The sequence below is a fragment of the Niveispirillum sp. genome, assembly GCF_052437035.1.
GTDB lineage: Bacteria > Pseudomonadota > Alphaproteobacteria > Azospirillales > Azospirillaceae > Niveispirillum.
Genome location: NZ_JBQVOH010000011.1, coordinates 117159 through 131520 on the forward strand (window position 1 = coordinate 117159; position 14362 = coordinate 131520).

The 14362-nt window shown below is 66.1% G+C and carries 13 protein-coding genes; 5 read left to right on the forward strand and 8 right to left on the reverse strand.

Annotated elements, in window-relative coordinates:
• The first annotated feature begins 1 nt into the window (after position 1).
• From ACT6Q8_RS21815 to ACT6Q8_RS21830, 4 genes are all read left to right on the forward strand, one after another.
• Entirely contained in the window at positions 2 to 1828 is a 1827-nt protein-coding gene (locus ACT6Q8_RS21815) for a glycoside hydrolase family 9 protein (RefSeq protein ID WP_444734410.1), read from the forward strand.
• A 253-nt stretch (positions 1829 to 2081) separates the two neighbouring features.
• Positions 2082 to 2906 carry a DUF2306 domain-containing protein gene (locus ACT6Q8_RS21820; RefSeq protein ID WP_444734411.1) on the forward strand — a complete coding sequence of 275 codons (825 nt, stop codon included), beginning with the start codon at positions 2082 to 2084 and terminating at the stop codon, positions 2904 to 2906.
• A 26-nt stretch (positions 2907 to 2932) separates the two neighbouring features.
• On the forward strand, positions 2933 to 4015 hold the full coding sequence (locus ACT6Q8_RS21825; RefSeq protein WP_444734412.1) for a sensor histidine kinase: 1083 nt from the start codon (positions 2933 to 2935) through the stop codon (positions 4013 to 4015).
• Entirely contained in the window at positions 4012 to 4794 is a 783-nt protein-coding gene (locus ACT6Q8_RS21830; RefSeq protein WP_444734413.1) for a LytR/AlgR family response regulator transcription factor, read from the forward strand. Before ACT6Q8_RS21825 ends, ACT6Q8_RS21830 begins: the two co-directional genes overlap by 4 nt.
• A 47-nt stretch (positions 4795 to 4841) precedes the next feature.
• Here the strand turns inward: ACT6Q8_RS21830 and ACT6Q8_RS21835 are convergent, their stop codons facing one another.
• The 6 genes from ACT6Q8_RS21835 to ACT6Q8_RS21860 all read right to left on the reverse strand — a co-directional run bounded on the left by ACT6Q8_RS21835 (position 4842) and on the right by ACT6Q8_RS21860 (position 11629).
• Positions 4842 to 6614 (reverse strand): DUF885 domain-containing protein, encoded by a 1773-nt coding sequence (locus ACT6Q8_RS21835; RefSeq protein WP_444734414.1) that lies wholly within the window; start codon positions 6612 to 6614, stop codon positions 4842 to 4844.
• Between the two features lie 38 nt (positions 6615 to 6652).
• A complete protein-coding gene (locus ACT6Q8_RS21840) occupies positions 6653 to 6952 on the reverse strand; it encodes a helix-turn-helix transcriptional regulator (protein ID WP_444734415.1) in 300 nt (99 codons plus the stop codon).
• A gap of 3 nt (positions 6953 to 6955) precedes the next feature.
• Positions 6956 to 8260 (reverse strand): type II toxin-antitoxin system HipA family toxin, encoded by a 1305-nt coding sequence (locus ACT6Q8_RS21845; RefSeq protein ID WP_444734416.1) that lies wholly within the window; start codon positions 8258 to 8260, stop codon positions 6956 to 6958.
• Between the two features lie 78 nt (positions 8261 to 8338).
• The gene (locus ACT6Q8_RS21850; protein ID WP_444734417.1) at positions 8339 to 9538 is read right to left on the reverse strand and encodes a M24 family metallopeptidase; all 1200 of its coding nucleotides are present in this window, start codon (positions 9536 to 9538) and stop codon (positions 8339 to 8341) included.
• A gap of 78 nt (positions 9539 to 9616) precedes the next feature.
• On the reverse strand, positions 9617 to 10615 hold the full coding sequence (locus tag ACT6Q8_RS21855) for a 4-hydroxyproline epimerase (protein ID WP_444734418.1): 999 nt from the start codon (positions 10613 to 10615) through the stop codon (positions 9617 to 9619).
• A gap of 117 nt (positions 10616 to 10732) precedes the next feature.
• A complete protein-coding gene (locus tag ACT6Q8_RS21860) occupies positions 10733 to 11629 on the reverse strand; it encodes a dihydrodipicolinate synthase family protein (RefSeq protein WP_444734419.1) in 897 nt (298 codons plus the stop codon).
• 71 nt (positions 11630 to 11700) lie between these two features.
• On the opposite strand from ACT6Q8_RS21860, the gene ACT6Q8_RS21865 reads away from it, so the two are divergent.
• Positions 11701 to 12933, forward strand: coding sequence for an NAD(P)/FAD-dependent oxidoreductase (locus tag ACT6Q8_RS21865; protein WP_444734420.1), 1233 nt, complete (start codon positions 11701 to 11703; stop codon positions 12931 to 12933).
• A 7-nt stretch (positions 12934 to 12940) separates the two neighbouring features.
• On the opposite strand, the gene ACT6Q8_RS21870 is transcribed toward ACT6Q8_RS21865, so the two are convergent.
• Both ACT6Q8_RS21870 and ACT6Q8_RS21875 read right to left on the reverse strand, forming a co-directional pair.
• On the reverse strand, positions 12941 to 13315 hold the full coding sequence (locus ACT6Q8_RS21870) for a hypothetical protein (RefSeq protein ID WP_156344566.1): 375 nt from the start codon (positions 13313 to 13315) through the stop codon (positions 12941 to 12943).
• 187 nt (positions 13316 to 13502) lie between these two features.
• The gene (locus tag ACT6Q8_RS21875; RefSeq protein ID WP_444734421.1) at positions 13503 to 14360 is read right to left on the reverse strand and encodes a ParB/RepB/Spo0J family partition protein; all 858 of its coding nucleotides are present in this window, start codon (positions 14358 to 14360) and stop codon (positions 13503 to 13505) included.
• Positions 14361 to 14362: the final 2 nt, after the last annotated feature.

Genomic DNA, 14362 nt, shown 5'->3' on the forward strand with positions numbered 1-14362 from the left:
CATGAAGGCCTACGCTTTCCTTCTCTCCGCCCTTCTTGCCGTCACACTGCCGGCCCCGGCACAGGACGCGCCCATCAGCCCCATCCGGCTGAACCAGTCGGGCCTGCTGGCCAATGCCCCAAAGATCGCGATCCTGCCCGATGCGGCAGTAAAGCCCGTGGCCTGGACCCTGCGCGATGCCGGCGGGCAGGTGGTGGCCAGCGGCAGCAGTATCGTCAGCGGCGATGACGCATCGTCCGGCCAGCATCTGCACCGGATCGACTTCTCCGCCGTCACGGTGACGGGCGATGGCTTCACCCTGACCGCAGGCAATGTCAGCAGCCGGCCCTTCAGCATCGGCCCCGGCCCCTATGCCGCGTTGAAACGCGATGCGCTGTCCTATTTCTACCATAACCGCGCCGGCACCCCCATCGAGGCACGACTTGTAGGGGATAAATGGGCGCGCCCCGCCGGCCACCCGAAGGAGGTCGCGCCCTGTTTCGGGGGCAAGGACAATGCCGGCAATATCTGGCCCGCCTGCCCGCACAGTCTGGACGTCACGGGCGGCTGGTACGATGCCGGCGACCATGGCAAGTACGTGGTCAATGGCGGCATCTCCGTCTGGACCCTGCTGAACCTTTACGAACGTCAGGCGCTGAAGGGCAAGGCACCCGCCTTCACCGACGGCACCGCCGCCATCCCGGAGGCGGGCAATGGCATCAATGATCTGCTGGATGAGGCGCGCTGGCAGATGGAGTTCATGCTGGATATGCAGGTGCCCGACGGCACCCGCATGCCCCTGCCCCTGGGTCCGCAGGATGGCAAAGGCAGGCTGACTTTCACGCCGGATGTCGATGTGTCGGGCATGGCCCATCACAAGGTGGCGGATGAACGCTGGACGAAACTGCCCCTGCCCCCGCATCTGGACCCCGAACGCCGCTTCCTCTACCCGCCCTCCACCGCCGCTACCCTGAACCTGGCCGCCACGGCGGCACAGGCGGCGCGCATCTGGAAGACCATTGATCCTGCCTTTTCCGACCGTTGCCTGAAGGCGGCATTGAAGGCCTGGAGGGCGGCATTGCGCGTGCCGAACGCGCTGGCCATCGGTGATTTCAATGGCAGCGGCGGCTATGGCGATAATGACGTCTCGGATGAGTTCTTCTGGGCGTCTGCCGAACTGCTGGCCACCACGCGCCATGCGCTGCTGGTCGATGCCGTGACCAAGGCGCAGTTCTTCAATCGCGACGCCATCCCCGAACCGTCCTGGGGACAGGTGGGGCCGCTGGGGTGGCTGACCCTGGCGCTACATCCAGAGGTGCTGCCAGAGGCCGACGCCGCCCGCATCCGCAGCGCCATCGTGAAAAGTGCCGATGCCTATGTGAAAGAGGCGGGCGACAGCGGCTACCGTCAGCCCCTGTCGCCGAAGGGCTATGGCTGGGGGTCCAACTCCGGCCTGATGAACCGGGCCATCCTGCTGGCCTATGCCCATGACGCGACGGGGGACGCCAGATACCGCGATACGGTGGTGGATGTCGCCGACTATCTGCTGGGCCGCAACCCGCTGGACATCTCCTATGTCACGGGTTACGGCCCGCGCGCCATGCGACACCCGCATCACCGGTTCTGGGCCAATGTCCTGGACCCCAAACTGCCGCCCCCGCCGCCCGGCGTGGTGTCGGGCGGGCCGAACATCACCAGCCTGGGCAAGGAAGGCCGCGAACGCATCGGCGATTGCGCGCCGCAGGCCTGCTGGAAGGATGATATCGACCTGTTCACGGTGAACGAGGTAACCGTGAACTGGAACGCACCGCTGGTCTGGCTGGCGGCGTGGCTGGATGAGGGGCGGTAAAAGCGTCGCTCCCTCACCCTCCCAAGCCTTTACAGGCTTGGGCCCCTCCCTCTCCCGCAAGCGGGCGAGGGGCGAAAATTTGGCTCCCTCGCCCACGAACGTGGGAGAGGGAGGGGCCCGAACGCGCCAGCGTTTGGGAGGGTGAGGGCACAACATCCCCCACCCGTCGCCCCTATCCGTCATTCATCGCACCCCTACTCCACCGACCGCAGATAAGCGCCAGGATCAGCCATCACATGATGGAGGAGCCCCCATGTCCCTGGCCGCGACAATCCCGCAAAGCGCCCGTCCCGATCCCGCCACCGCCAAACGCTGGCTGGGGCGGGCGGGTCTGCTCTGGCTATTGGTGGCCATTGCCGGGCAGATGATCTTCGCGCTCTATGTCATGGCCACCCACGGGCGGGAATGGCTGACGGGTCAGGGGCTGCGGGGTGGGCCGGTGGAAGGGCAGCTTCCGGGTGATGTCCTGGGCAATGCGCTTTACGCCCTGCATATGCTGTTCGCGGTGGTGATCATTGTCGGCGGGGCCTTGCAGCTCTGGCCCGCGCTCCGCCGCCACCGGCCCGCCTTTCACCGCTGGACGGGCCGCACCTATATGATCGCCGCCACCATCCTGTCGCTGGGCGGGATCGGGTTGATCCTGCTGCGCGGGACGGTCGGCAGCACCCTGATGCATGTGGGGACCAGCATGAATGGCGTGGTCATTCTGATCTGTGCCGGCATGGCCTGGATGCTGGCGCGGCGGCGGCAGTTCGATAGCCATCGCCGCTGGGCGCTGCGCCTGTTCCTGGCGGTCAGCGGGGTCTGGTTCTTCCGGGTCATGTTTATGCTGTGGATGCTGATCTTCCAGGCGCCCGTCGGCTTTGATCCCAAGACCTTTACCGGCCCCCTGCCGGAGACGCTGTCCTTCGCCCAATATCTGCTGCCGCTGGCGGTGCTGCAGCTCTACTTCCATGCCATGGACCGGGGTGGTTCGGTGTTGCGGCTGGGTGTGGCGGGACTGCTGACTTTGCTGGCGCTGCTGACCGCCGGTGGTATCTTTGGCGCGACCATGGGCATGTGGCTGCCCCGGCTGTGACACGGGGCGACGGGAAGGACGGGTGGATGGACGCGACGGCCGGCAGTATCGGGCACAGGCTGGTGGCCATCATCCATTGGCGCCGGCTGCGGACGGCGGCGGTCCTGGCCGGTATCTTCTCCCTACTGCTGCTGCCGGCCTGGGAGAACCATGTCTGGGTCCTGCTGCTGCGGATGTTTGTCGTCTGCCTGATGTGCGTGCTGGCCTTCGGCTTCTGGGAACGGTTTCCCCGCCGCCTGCCCCGTTGGATCGCGCGCTGGGTGGTGCAGGTGCTGGCGGTGGCCCTGACGGTGCCGCCCACCATGGTGGTGATCTACATCCTCACCGGACCAGAGGTGGGGCCGGCCCTGTGGCAGGATAAGCCGCGCCTGCAATCTCTTTTCATCATGATCGTGCTGGGCCTGCTGATCGGCCCCTGGGTGGCGCTTGGCGCGCTGGTGCGGCAACGCGAGGCGCTGGCCCGGCACCAGGCCCTGTCCTTTGCCCTGGAACGCAGCGAGTTGGAACGCCGGGCCACCGATGCGCGCCTCGCCTTGATGCAGGCACAGGTGCAGCCGCATTTCCTGTTCAACACGCTGGCCAATGTCCGGGCCTTGGTGGAGACGGGATCATCACAGGCCCTGCCCGTGCTGGACAGCCTGATCGCGTATCTGCGCGCCGCCGTGCCGCGTCTGAACGCTTCCATGGGTACGCTGGCGGATGAGATGGGATTGGTCCGGGCCTATCTGGACATCATGGTCATGCGCATGCCCGACCGCCTGTCCTTCTGCATCGATCTGGAACCGGGGACCGACGCCCTCCCCTGCCCGCCCATGGCGGTGCTGACTCTGGTGGAGAACGCGGTCCGACACGGCATCGACCCGGCGGAGGATGGCGGGGCCATCGACATTGCGGCGACCCTGCGCGCCGGCACCCTGCATGTCACGGTCAGCGACAGCGGCCTGGGCCTGGGTGCCGCCGGCACGGGTGGGCTGGGCACGGGGCTTTCCACCCTGCGCCAACGTCTGGCACTCTGTTTCGGCCCCGCTGCCACCCTGTCGCTGACCGAACGCGGCGGCGGGGGCGTGGTGGCAACCCTGTCCTGGCCCGCGCGGGAGGCGGCGGAATGAACGGACCCACGGCCCTGGTTGCCGAAGATGAACCCCTGCTGCGCGACACCCTGATCCGGCAGCTTTCCGCCGCCTGGCCCGCTCTGCACGTGGTGGCGGAGGCACGCAACGGGCGCCAGGCCGTGGAACTGTTTGAACAGCACCGGCCCGATATCTGCTTCCTGGACGTGCATATGCCCGGCCTGTCGGGGGTGGAGGCGGCGCAGGCCATCGGGCGGCGGGCCCATCTGGTCTTCGTCACGGCCTTTGACCAGTACGCGGTGGCGGCCTTTGCCCAGGGTGCCCTGGATTATCTGGTGAAACCGGTGGAGGCGGCGCGTCTGGCCGATACCGTCGCGCGATTGCAGGAACGGCTGCGCGCGGCACAGCCGGCGATCATGCCCGACGAATTGCTGGCAAGGCTGGCCGCACAGCTTCGCCCCGCCATCGCCGCCACCCCGCGCCTGACCTGGCTGCGCGCCTCGGTCGGCCCCGTCGTGCGGCTGATCGCGGTGGAGGATGTCGATTTCCTGTTGGCCGGCGACAAATACACCCATGTCGGCTGGCGCGGCGATGGCGGCACGCCACAGGAAGCCGTCATCCGCACCCCCATCAAGGAACTGGCCGAACAGCTGGACCCCGACCGCTTCGCCCAGGTCCACCGCAGCGCCATCGTTAACCTGCGGTCCATCAGCCATGTGGTGCGCGGGGAGAATGAAACCGCGACCATCCACCTGAAATCCCGCCCCGACACCATCCCCGTCAGCCGCGCCTGGCTGCACCTGTTCCGGCAGATGTGAGGCGCGGTTCCGACGTCGGAAGTGGGGGGCGTGCAGCCCCCCTGCCCTCACCCCGCCTTGGCCTGCGCGATCCAGGCGTCGATGCGCTGTTCCAGCATGACCATGGGCAGCGGCCCGTCATTCAGGATCAGGGCATGGAACTGCCGTACGTCGAACTTCGCACCCAGGGCCGCCTCGGCCTTCTGACGCAGGTTCAGGATGGTCAACTGCCCGATCTTGTACCCCAGCGCCTGACCAGGCCAAGCAATGTAACGGTCGGTCTCGCTCTGAATGTTCTTTTCGGCGAGCGCGCTATTATCACGCAGACAGCTTGCGGCCTCCTCCCGGCCCATGCCCTTCCAATGCAGGCCGACATCCATGACCAGCCGGCAGGCCCGCCACATCTCCATCGACAGCTTGCCGAAATGCTCATACGGCGTGGTGTAGATGCCCATCTCCTCCACCAGCTTCTCGGTATAAAGCGCCCAGCCCTCGACATAGGCGGTCGTATCCTCCTGCCGGCGGAACTGCGGCACGTCGGTCAGTTCCTGTGACAGGGCGATTTGCAGATGGTGACCGGGCACACCCTCATGCGCCACCAGGGCCGGCAGTTCATAGAGCGGACGCATGGACAGGTGCGAGGTGTTGATCATCAACCCGCCGGCAATACCCTGTTCCGGGCTGCCGGGGAAGTAACGACCCGTCGTATAGCCTTCTTCAATCTCCGCCGGCACGGGCCGCACGCCATAGGGCAGGCGCGGCAGCAGGCTGAAATAACCCGGCAGCTGATCATCAATGCGCTTGGCGATACGGCTGGATTTCTCCAGCAACTCCTCACGCGATTTCGCATAAAACTGCGGGTCGTTGCGCAGGAAGGTCAGGAATGCCTTGAAGTCCCCCTGGAACCCCGTCTGCTTGATGATGCTGTCCATCTCCGCCCGGATGCGGGCAATCTCCGTCTGGCCCAGGGCATAGACCTGATCGGGCGTCATGGCCGTCGTCGTTTCCCGTTTCACGCGATAGGCGTACCAGGCCTTGCCATTGGGCAGGTTTGACGCGCCGATCACCGGTTTGGATTTCGGCAGATATTCCTTCTCAAAGAAGCTGGCCAACGCCTGTTCGGCGGGGCGCACACGGTCGCGCAGGATCTCCTGTCCGCGCGTCAGCAGGGCCTCGCGGTCGGTCTGCGGCACCGTTGGCGGCAGACCCTTCAGCGGGGCCAGCAGCGGATGCCCGTCCAGCGGCATGGCGGCCAGGGTGCGGGTCATGGCGACCGCCCCTTCCGCGATCAGGCGCGGCTGGGTGAAGCCGGTCTTCAAGCCCCGGCGCATATTGGCGGTCTCATTGGCATAGAAATCCGGCAGCGATGACAGCCGGACCAGATAGGCCTCCGCCTCCGCCGTGTTCTTCAACCGCATGGCGCCTGCTACATAGCCCGGAACGGAGAAGAAGCCGCTATCATTGTTGAACGGCATGCGTTCCTCATCGAACGCCACGCCCTCCAGGTCCAAAGCCACGCGCCGCGACAGCAGCGTGTGGTTCAGCGCGTCCTGCCCCGTCAGCCCCGCGCCCGGAATGGCGGCCAGCCGATCCCGAAACGAAGCCAGCGCCTTGGCCCGGTCCGCCACGGCCTTGGGGCTGTTATCGGGCCAGCGCTTTGCCGCTTCCAAATCCCCGCGCTGACTGGCCCCGATCGGGTCATTGACCTCCAGATAGCGGTCATAATCGGCCAGCACGACCCGCAGATCATCAACCGGTGCCGCCTGCACCGAACCGGTCAGCAGCAACAGGCCCAGACCGGCAGCAGCCAGCAGGCGGGGACGCAGAAGCGATGTGCGCATGGATCGGGTCCTTGTTGTTGGTTGTTAGAATATGGATGTCATGAAGGCCCGTCCTCATCCTGACGGGGCCGGGAGACGAAGCCAAGGACGAAGCCGAAGGGTCGGCCGATCCTTTCCAGCGTTTCCCGGGTCGGGTTGGCGGTGCCCTTTTCCAGGTTCAGAACCTGAATGCGGGTCAGGCCGAATTTCTCACCAAAGGCCGCCTGGGTCATGTCCAGCGCCTCCCGCATCTGACGGATGGCGTCGGGCAGGCGTAAGCCCCCCGCTGCGGCACGGGCCGCCAACGCCTCCCGCCGGGCCAGCTTCTCCTCACGCGTGAGCGGTGTGCGACGGGGCATGGGTCAACAGCTCCGTTCCAGGGCATCGGCCACCGCATCGCCCTGAAACGCCCGTGCGACCACCGGCGGCGGTACACCCAGGTCCCGGCCCAACCGCGTCAGGTCGCGCAGGAGGGGCAGTTTCGACAAAAGCACCTGCCGCACCCGATCCGCCGGCAATCCGTCAAACGCCACGGCATCGGCGATGCGGCCCCAGTCGGGATCAATCCCGCGTCCGTCCAGACAGCGCCAGCGTGTGCTGCGCCCCACACCCGCCGCCGACAGGCGCATAGGCGCGAAATCATAAAGCGGCGACAGGCGGACACCACCCGTTGCCGGCTTATGCAGGGCGCTGTTGCGGCCATGATTATCGGGATTGCCCATGGCAGCGTTCAACAGGTCACGCAGCAGATATTCCAATGTGTCGGCCACGGGATCGTCGCTGGCGCTACGGACGACGGACAGATAATCCTCATGCCAGGCCAGATGGCCAAAGGCCGCCACGCCCAGGGCGGACACAAGGCTTTCCTGCCCATGCAGAAGCACCATTCCGTCGCGGACGCTACGGTCGAAGCGCGGGATGAACAGCACGCCATTGCCATAACGCAGCGGGGCGGCCACCCGCAGGCCAAAGGTCCGCGCCACCTCCAGATAGGGGGCCTCGCTGGCGATGATCAGCACATCCTCCGCCCCTGACGAGCGCAGCAGCTTCACAATGGCATGTTCGGCCCCCTCCCCCGTCGGCACGAACGGGTCGGGATACCAGCATCCATCCTGCAGCGACCGGGTCATCAGGGCCTTGGGCCATTCCCCTTGGACGCCGCTGGACCCCGACGCCAGATGCGCGAAACGGTCCACCACCTCCAGGAACCGGTCGCTGCGCTCAGCAATGTCCCGGTCGGTCAGGGGCGGACAGGTGACGTCAGCCAGACGCTGCTGTTCTTCTACCCACGCCTCCCGGATACGCAGGTTGCCGATGGGCGATCCGGCGGCACGGCGCAGGATGGGCAGTTCCGACGCCGGAAGATCGGGCGACAGACCCAGCGTTGCGGCAATCCGCTGCCGGGCCACGCCCTGCGGCATCAAATCCAGCAGCCAGGGCGGCCAACTGTCCCAGGATCGGCTTTCCAGATTGACGGGTGTGCGCACCGACAGGGCGCGCCGGTCGATGACATCGCCGTCCAGCCCGTCAATGGCGGCATGGTCGAAGAAATAGTTATCGTCATAACTGAACCGGCTGGCGCCATTAATGCCGCGCGCGGGATCGGGCAGCCTGAGCAAGCCCGCCTCCCGCCACGCCCCATCGATATGCGCTTCCAGTGTCAGCATTCAGAATGCATCACTATGATGATACCTGTATGGGAAGTATGGACCTAAAAAGTATCAGGTCAATGATATTTATCCCCCTCACCCGAACGGCCGTTCAATCGACGGCGAGGGTTCGGTGAACCAGGCGGCCCCGTCTTCGGTGATGTACATATGGTCCTCCAGGCGGATGCCAAAGGCGCCGGGCATGACGATCATTGGTTCGTTGGAAAAGCACATGCCCGGTGCCAGGATGGTCTTGTCGCCGCGTACCAGATAGGGACCTTCATGGATCTGCAACCCGATGCCATGGCCCGTGCGATGGGGCAGGCCCGGAAGCTTGTAATCGGGACCCAACCCATACCGCTCCAGAACAGCGCGGGCCGCATTGTCCACGCTTTCGCAGGTCTGGCCGGGCCGCGCGGCGGCGAAGGCTGCGGCCTGGGCCTCATGCTCGATGGCCCAGATGCGGCGCTGTTCAGCGGTCGGTTCGCCGAACACATAGGTGCGGGTGATGTCGGAATGATAACCGTCGATCTGACAGCCCGTATCGATCAGGACGATATCGCCCTCTGCCAATTCCTGATCGCCGGGAATGCCGTGCGGGAAGGAACTGGCGACCCCGAACTGCACCGCGCAGAAGGTGGAACCATTGTCGGCCCCCACGGCCCGGTGGGCCTGATCAATGAAGCGCTTCACCGCACTGGCACGGATGCCGGCGCGTAGTATCGCGGCGGCGCGGCGGTGGATATCCAAGGTCAGACCCTTGGCATAGGAAAGCAGCGCCAGTTCCGTCGCCGATTTGCGGGTGCGGCAGCCATCGACCACAGGCGTGGCATCCACCACTTTCAACGCCGGCGAGATGGCGCGCAAACGGCTGAACAGCAGGAACGGGGCCGCCGGGTCCAGGGCCAGCGTCTCATACCCCGCCACAGCACTGACCAGCAGTTCGGCAGGGCATTCATCCTCCTCCCACAGAAGGATGTCGGCATCGATGGCCATCACCTCTTTAAGCGACCCCAGCTCAAAGGCTGGGCAGATCATCGCCGGGCGGCGACCCCGGCGCAGCAGCAGCGCCACCAGCCGTTCCGTCGCCCCCCAGGGCACGCCCGTGAAATAGCGCAGGCTGGCCCCCGCACTGATCAGCAGGGTCCCTGCCCCCATCTCCTCCATCAGGCGATGGGCCTTCTCGATGCGGGCGGCATGTTCAGCGGGCTGGATGGCGGGCGGGCGCTGGCCCGACCGGTCAATGGCGGCAAGGCTGGCCAGTTCGGCCTCAGCCGTTGATCCCCCGATGCTCATTCTTCTTGTCACTCCCTGTTGCGGGGCGGGGTGTCCAGCCCCGCCGCTCGGTTGGGAAACATACGGCGTCGGCCCTGCCTATACCACCGTGAACCCAGCCCAGAACGGGTCCTCGCGGTCGATCCAGATAGTGTTGAAGCCGGTGGAAACCGCACTGCCCTCAATCGACGGGATGATGGCCGCATGGCCGCCCAGGTCAACCGCCGCCTCCACCCTTCCCGTGAACCGGCTGCCGATATAGCTTTCATGCACGAAGGCATCGCCGACCTTCAGCCGCCCCTTGGCCGCCAGATGCGCCAGCCGGGCCGAGGTGCCGGTGCCGCAGGGGCTGCGGTCGATGGCGCGTTCGCCATAGAACACAGCATTGCGACCATCGGCCCCCTGCCCTTTCGGCCCATCGGCCCACAGCACATGCGAAACGCCCCGGATGCGCGGATCGATGGGGTGCACCGGCTCCACCTTTTCCCGCATCAGGGTGCGGATGGTCCGCGACAGTTCCACAATGCGCGCGGCCCCCAGATCGTCCAGGCCCTTATACGGTCCCTGCGGTTCGATGATGGCGTAGTAGTTACCGCCATAGGAGACATCGACCGACAGGGGACCAAAGCCCGGCACCTCAATCTCCACCCCCCAGGCCGCGACATAGGAAGGCACGTTGCGGATGCGCACCCAGGTGACGCGCTTGCCCTCTGTGCCATAGGTGATGTCGATGATGCCCGCCGGCACCTCCACCCGCAGCGTCCCCGGCGTGCGGGGCAGGATCAAACCGTTTTCCAGGCCGAAGGTGATCATGCCGATGGTGCCGTGCCCGCACATGGGCAGACAGCCGCTGGTCTCGATGAACAGAATACCGATATCGGCGTCGGCTTGCGTGGGCGGATACAGGAACCCGCCCGACATCATGTCATGTCCGCGCGGTTCAAAGCACAGACCCGTGCGGATCCAGTCGAACCGTTCCAGAAAATCCTGCCGCCGCTCCGCCATCGACGCCCCCCGCAGCAACGGCGCCCCGCCGGCAACAAGGCGGACCGGGTTGCCGGCGGTGTGACCATCGATGCAGAAGAACGTGTGGCGCATTTTTTGTTCCCTCAAACGCCGGGCGCCGCCATCCGGCGGCTTGGCTTACGCGGCCATGGGGCATCGGGCCGGCGGTCGCCGGCCTTGGGTGCCCATCCTACCAACAAATCTGCCCGATCAAACCGGCCGCGTCGCGGCGGCCTTTTCGACCATGGCGGTGACCTGGGCGCGGCGCGCACCGGACAAGGGCAGGCGCGGCAGGCGGACGCGTTCGCTGCCCCGGCCCATGATCTGTTCGGCCAGCTTGATCGACTGTACCAGATCATGTTCAGCATCCAGATGCAGAAGCGGCATGAACCAGCGATAGATGCGCCGCGCCTCCGCAATGTCACCCTTCTGCAGCGCCTTGATCAGGGCCACGGACTCCTGCGGAAACGCGCTGGTCAGGCCGGAGACCCAGCCATGGGCGCCCAGGATCATGCCCTCCAGCGCCACATCATCCAGGCCGGCCATCAGCACGAAACGGTCGCCGAACTCATTGATCAGGTCGGTGAAACGGCGCGGGTCGGGCGCGCTTTCCTTGACCGCCACGATGTTGGGAATGTCGGCCAGCCTGGCCAGCACGCGGGCGGAGATCGACACGCGATAGGCGGGCGGGTTGTTGTACAGCATGATGGGCAGGCTGGTCGCATCCGCCACCGTCTTGAAATGCGTGTACAGCTCCTCCTCCGTCGGGACATAGACCATGGCCGGCAGCAACATCAAGCCATCCACGCCCAATGCCTCCGCGTCACGCGCGAAGGCCACGGCGCGCTTTGTCGTCAGTTCCGATACGCCGGCCACCACGGGGACCCGCCCCCCGACGGCGGTGCGGGCGCGGTCCAGGATGGCGCGCTTTTCGTCCGGCTCCAGGGAGTTATTCTCCCCACAGGTGCCCAGCAGGATCAAGCCATCGACACCATCGCGGATCAGGGCATCCTGAACTCCGGCGGTGGCATCATAATCCACCGACAGGTCTTCGGCGAATTGGGTGGTGGCGGCCGGGTACACGCCCGTCCAGGTCAGCTTGGCCATGGGTCACTCCTGCATTGCGCTTAAAATCGTATACTATATAATATCGGGACGGAAAAGAGGGGAGTGTGGGGATGCGGTCCTTCCTGGTGATCGGCGGTGGCATTGTCGGCTATAGCATCGCCCTGGCGCAGCAGGGGTTGGGCCGGTCGGTGACGCTGGTGGATGATGCGCCATCCACACCGCCCGCCTCCTGGGGCAATGCCGGGCATATCGCGGTGGAACAGGTGGAACCGCTGGCCAGCGCCGCCACCCTGCGCGCTGTTCCCAAACGCCTGCTGGCCCGCGATGATGCACTGTCCCTGCCCCTACGCGACATCCGTCACTGGCTGCCCTTCGGCCTGCGGCTGACGGCGGCGGCACGGCCCGATCGGTTCCGGGCGGGCAAGGCGGCCCTGTCCACGCTGGTGGGGGCCGCCATACCGGCCTGGGAACGGCTGGTCGAAGGGATCGGACAGCCCGACCTGCTGATCCGCGACGGGCATTTCGTGATTTGGGATACGCCCGACAGCGCCGCGCACGGCCTGCGCGCCTGGCAGGCGGCGGATACGGGCACAACCCGGTTCCGGTCGATTGACGCGGGGGAGCGGGAGCGGCTTACCCAGCTTCTGGGCCGCGCGCCGGCGGGCGCCATCCGCTTCACCGGCAGCGGGCATATCGCGTCCCACGATCTGCTGTTCGGGGCCTTGCGCCGGCATTTCACCGAACGTGGTGGCGTGGTGGTGAGGGGCCTTGCCACCCATCTGCCCCGCAGTGATGGCAACGTGTCCGTGGCGCTGGCCGATGGAAGGGTTCTGGACGCGGATGGGGTGGTGGTGGCGGCGGGTGTGGCCTCAAAACCGCTCCTGGAAGGGATCGGCCACCGCGTGCCGATGATCGCGGAGCGCGGATACCATCTACATTCCGACGTCGGAAGTTGGCCTGCTGACCTTCCGCCCCTGGTCTTTGAAGACCGCGCCCTGATCGTCACCCGCTTCCGCGACTATCTGCGCGCCTCCAGCTTTGTGGAATTCAGCCACCCTGACAGCCCGCCCGATGCGGCCAAATGGGAACGGCTGCGCGGGCGCATCCGCGATCTGGGCCTGCCCTTCCCCCTACCCGCGCGCGAATGGGTGGGGTGTCGCCCCACCCTGCCCGACTATCTGCCCGCCATTGGCCGGTCGGACCGCGCCTATAACCTGTTCTACGCATTCGGGCACCAGCATCTGGGCCTGACGCTGGGGCCGGTGACGGGGGAGCGCATCGCGGCCTTGACGGTCGATGAAGGCCCGGACCTGTCAGCCTTTGACCTGCGGCGGTTTGGGTGATTGGATATCACCCACCTTCCCGCCCATCGCGCAGCCGGTCGATGGCGGCCCAGATCTCCTGGCCGCCCTTCTCATGCCGGTCCGACAGCTTTTGCAGGTCGGCGGCCAGATGGCCGATGTCGGAGGAGATTTTGCTGACCATCATCTCCACCGCCGCAAAGGCGCGGCGGCCCGCCTTGTCATTGGCAATGTCGGCCTCTGCCCGGTCCAGCCGGGCCGTGATGCGTACCAGTTCCATCTGCATCTGATGCATCAGGCCGGGCAGCCCATCCAACTGCTTGGCCTTGGACGCGGCCAGCCACCGCAGCCCCGCCACGGCCCCCGCTGCCGCCAGCGCCAAACCCCCGCCGGTCAGCGCGTCGGGTGAAAGCAGATCCGCCATCGTCATGTCCTTGCTGCCTGAGGCCCCAAAAGCAAAGGCCCCGGTGCGGGTGCAGCGGGGCCTGTTGGCTTGATTGATAGCAACAGCATCGGTCAGGGCAGGGGTGACGTCAAGAATTAATTCCTATATTCTTCATCGGACGGGCGTTGAAAAGGTCCGGTGAAACAAGTTCCGACGTCGGAACTGGCTATTTCCCGGCCAGAACCGCCTCAATCGCCGCTTTCAGGGCCAGCAGCTCCTCACGTTCCTGCTTGCTCAGGCTGGTCCCCTTCACCGCCTGCAAACTGCGGGTCCATTTGCCAATGGCGGGCAGACGTGGGGCCGTGCCGGTAGCGGCGGGGGCAGGGGAGGGGAGGTCCCCCTCATCCTTGGCCTGCCGCGCCGTGCGGACATTCAGCTTGCCGTCACGCGCCAGTGCCCACAGCTTGGGCTGCTGCTCCGCCGGGGCGCGGGCGATTTCAAACAGGGTGCCACGTGGGACCGTGGCCCCAGCATCGCTGCCAAGGTCGGACAGGACCGGCGCGGGCAGGGTCAGGATTTTCAGCAGGCTGCTGACCTGGACCGTGCTTTTGCCGACCAGAGAGGCCACCTCCTGCTGCTTCAACCCGCGTTGCCGCATCAGCCGTTCCAGGCCTTTGGCCTCTTCCAGCGGCGTCAAATCCACGCGCTGGAGGTTCTCCACCAGGGCCGCCGTATCGGCATCGCCGTCAAAGCGCAGCGCCACCATGCTGGTCCACCCGGCCAGCCGGGCCGCGCGCCAGCGGCGTTCGCCGGCAACCAGGATATAATGGTCTGGCCGCGCCGGATGCGGGCGGACCAGAATGGGCGACAGTTGGCCAACTTGCTTCAAACTGTCCGACAGGGCCGTCAGCTCGCCCTCATCGAAATGCTGACGGTTCTGCGCGGGGTCGGGCTCAACCCGGTCAAGCGCCACCTCGAAACTATGGTTGAAGCGGCTGTTCAGTGCCGCCAGCGACGTGCTGCCCTGGGCAAGGCGGCCCGACAGGGCAGCCAGGGCGGGGGGCGGGGTCTTGCTCTTGGCCATGG

Excerpts from the sequence above, each read along its gene's own strand:
- ACT6Q8_RS21815 (WP_444734410.1), top strand. The coding sequence starts at position 2 with ATGAAGGCCTACGCTTTCCTTCTCTCCGCCCTTCTTGCCGTCACACTG.
- ACT6Q8_RS21820 (WP_444734411.1), top strand. The coding sequence starts at position 2,082 with ATGTCCCTGGCCGCGACAATCCCGCAAAGCGCCCGTCCCGATCCCGCC.
- ACT6Q8_RS21825 (WP_444734412.1), top strand. The coding sequence starts at position 2,933 with ATGGACGCGACGGCCGGCAGTATCGGGCACAGGCTGGTGGCCATCATC.
- ACT6Q8_RS21830 (WP_444734413.1), top strand. The coding sequence starts at position 4,012 with ATGAACGGACCCACGGCCCTGGTTGCCGAAGATGAACCCCTGCTGCGC.
- ACT6Q8_RS21835 (WP_444734414.1), bottom strand. The coding sequence starts at position 6,614 with ATGCGCACATCGCTTCTGCGTCCCCGCCTGCTGGCTGCTGCCGGTCTG.
- ACT6Q8_RS21840 (WP_444734415.1), bottom strand. The coding sequence starts at position 6,952 with ATGCCCCGTCGCACACCGCTCACGCGTGAGGAGAAGCTGGCCCGGCGG.
- ACT6Q8_RS21845 (WP_444734416.1), bottom strand. The coding sequence starts at position 8,260 with ATGCTGACACTGGAAGCGCATATCGATGGGGCGTGGCGGGAGGCGGGC.
- ACT6Q8_RS21850 (WP_444734417.1), bottom strand. The coding sequence starts at position 9,538 with ATGAGCATCGGGGGATCAACGGCTGAGGCCGAACTGGCCAGCCTTGCC.
- ACT6Q8_RS21855 (WP_444734418.1), bottom strand. The coding sequence starts at position 10,615 with ATGCGCCACACGTTCTTCTGCATCGATGGTCACACCGCCGGCAACCCG.
- ACT6Q8_RS21860 (WP_444734419.1), bottom strand. The coding sequence starts at position 11,629 with ATGGCCAAGCTGACCTGGACGGGCGTGTACCCGGCCGCCACCACCCAA.
- ACT6Q8_RS21865 (WP_444734420.1), top strand. The coding sequence starts at position 11,701 with ATGCGGTCCTTCCTGGTGATCGGCGGTGGCATTGTCGGCTATAGCATC.
- ACT6Q8_RS21870 (WP_156344566.1), bottom strand. The coding sequence starts at position 13,315 with ATGGCGGATCTGCTTTCACCCGACGCGCTGACCGGCGGGGGTTTGGCG.
- ACT6Q8_RS21875 (WP_444734421.1), bottom strand. The coding sequence starts at position 14,360 with ATGGCCAAGAGCAAGACCCCGCCCCCCGCCCTGGCTGCCCTGTCGGGC.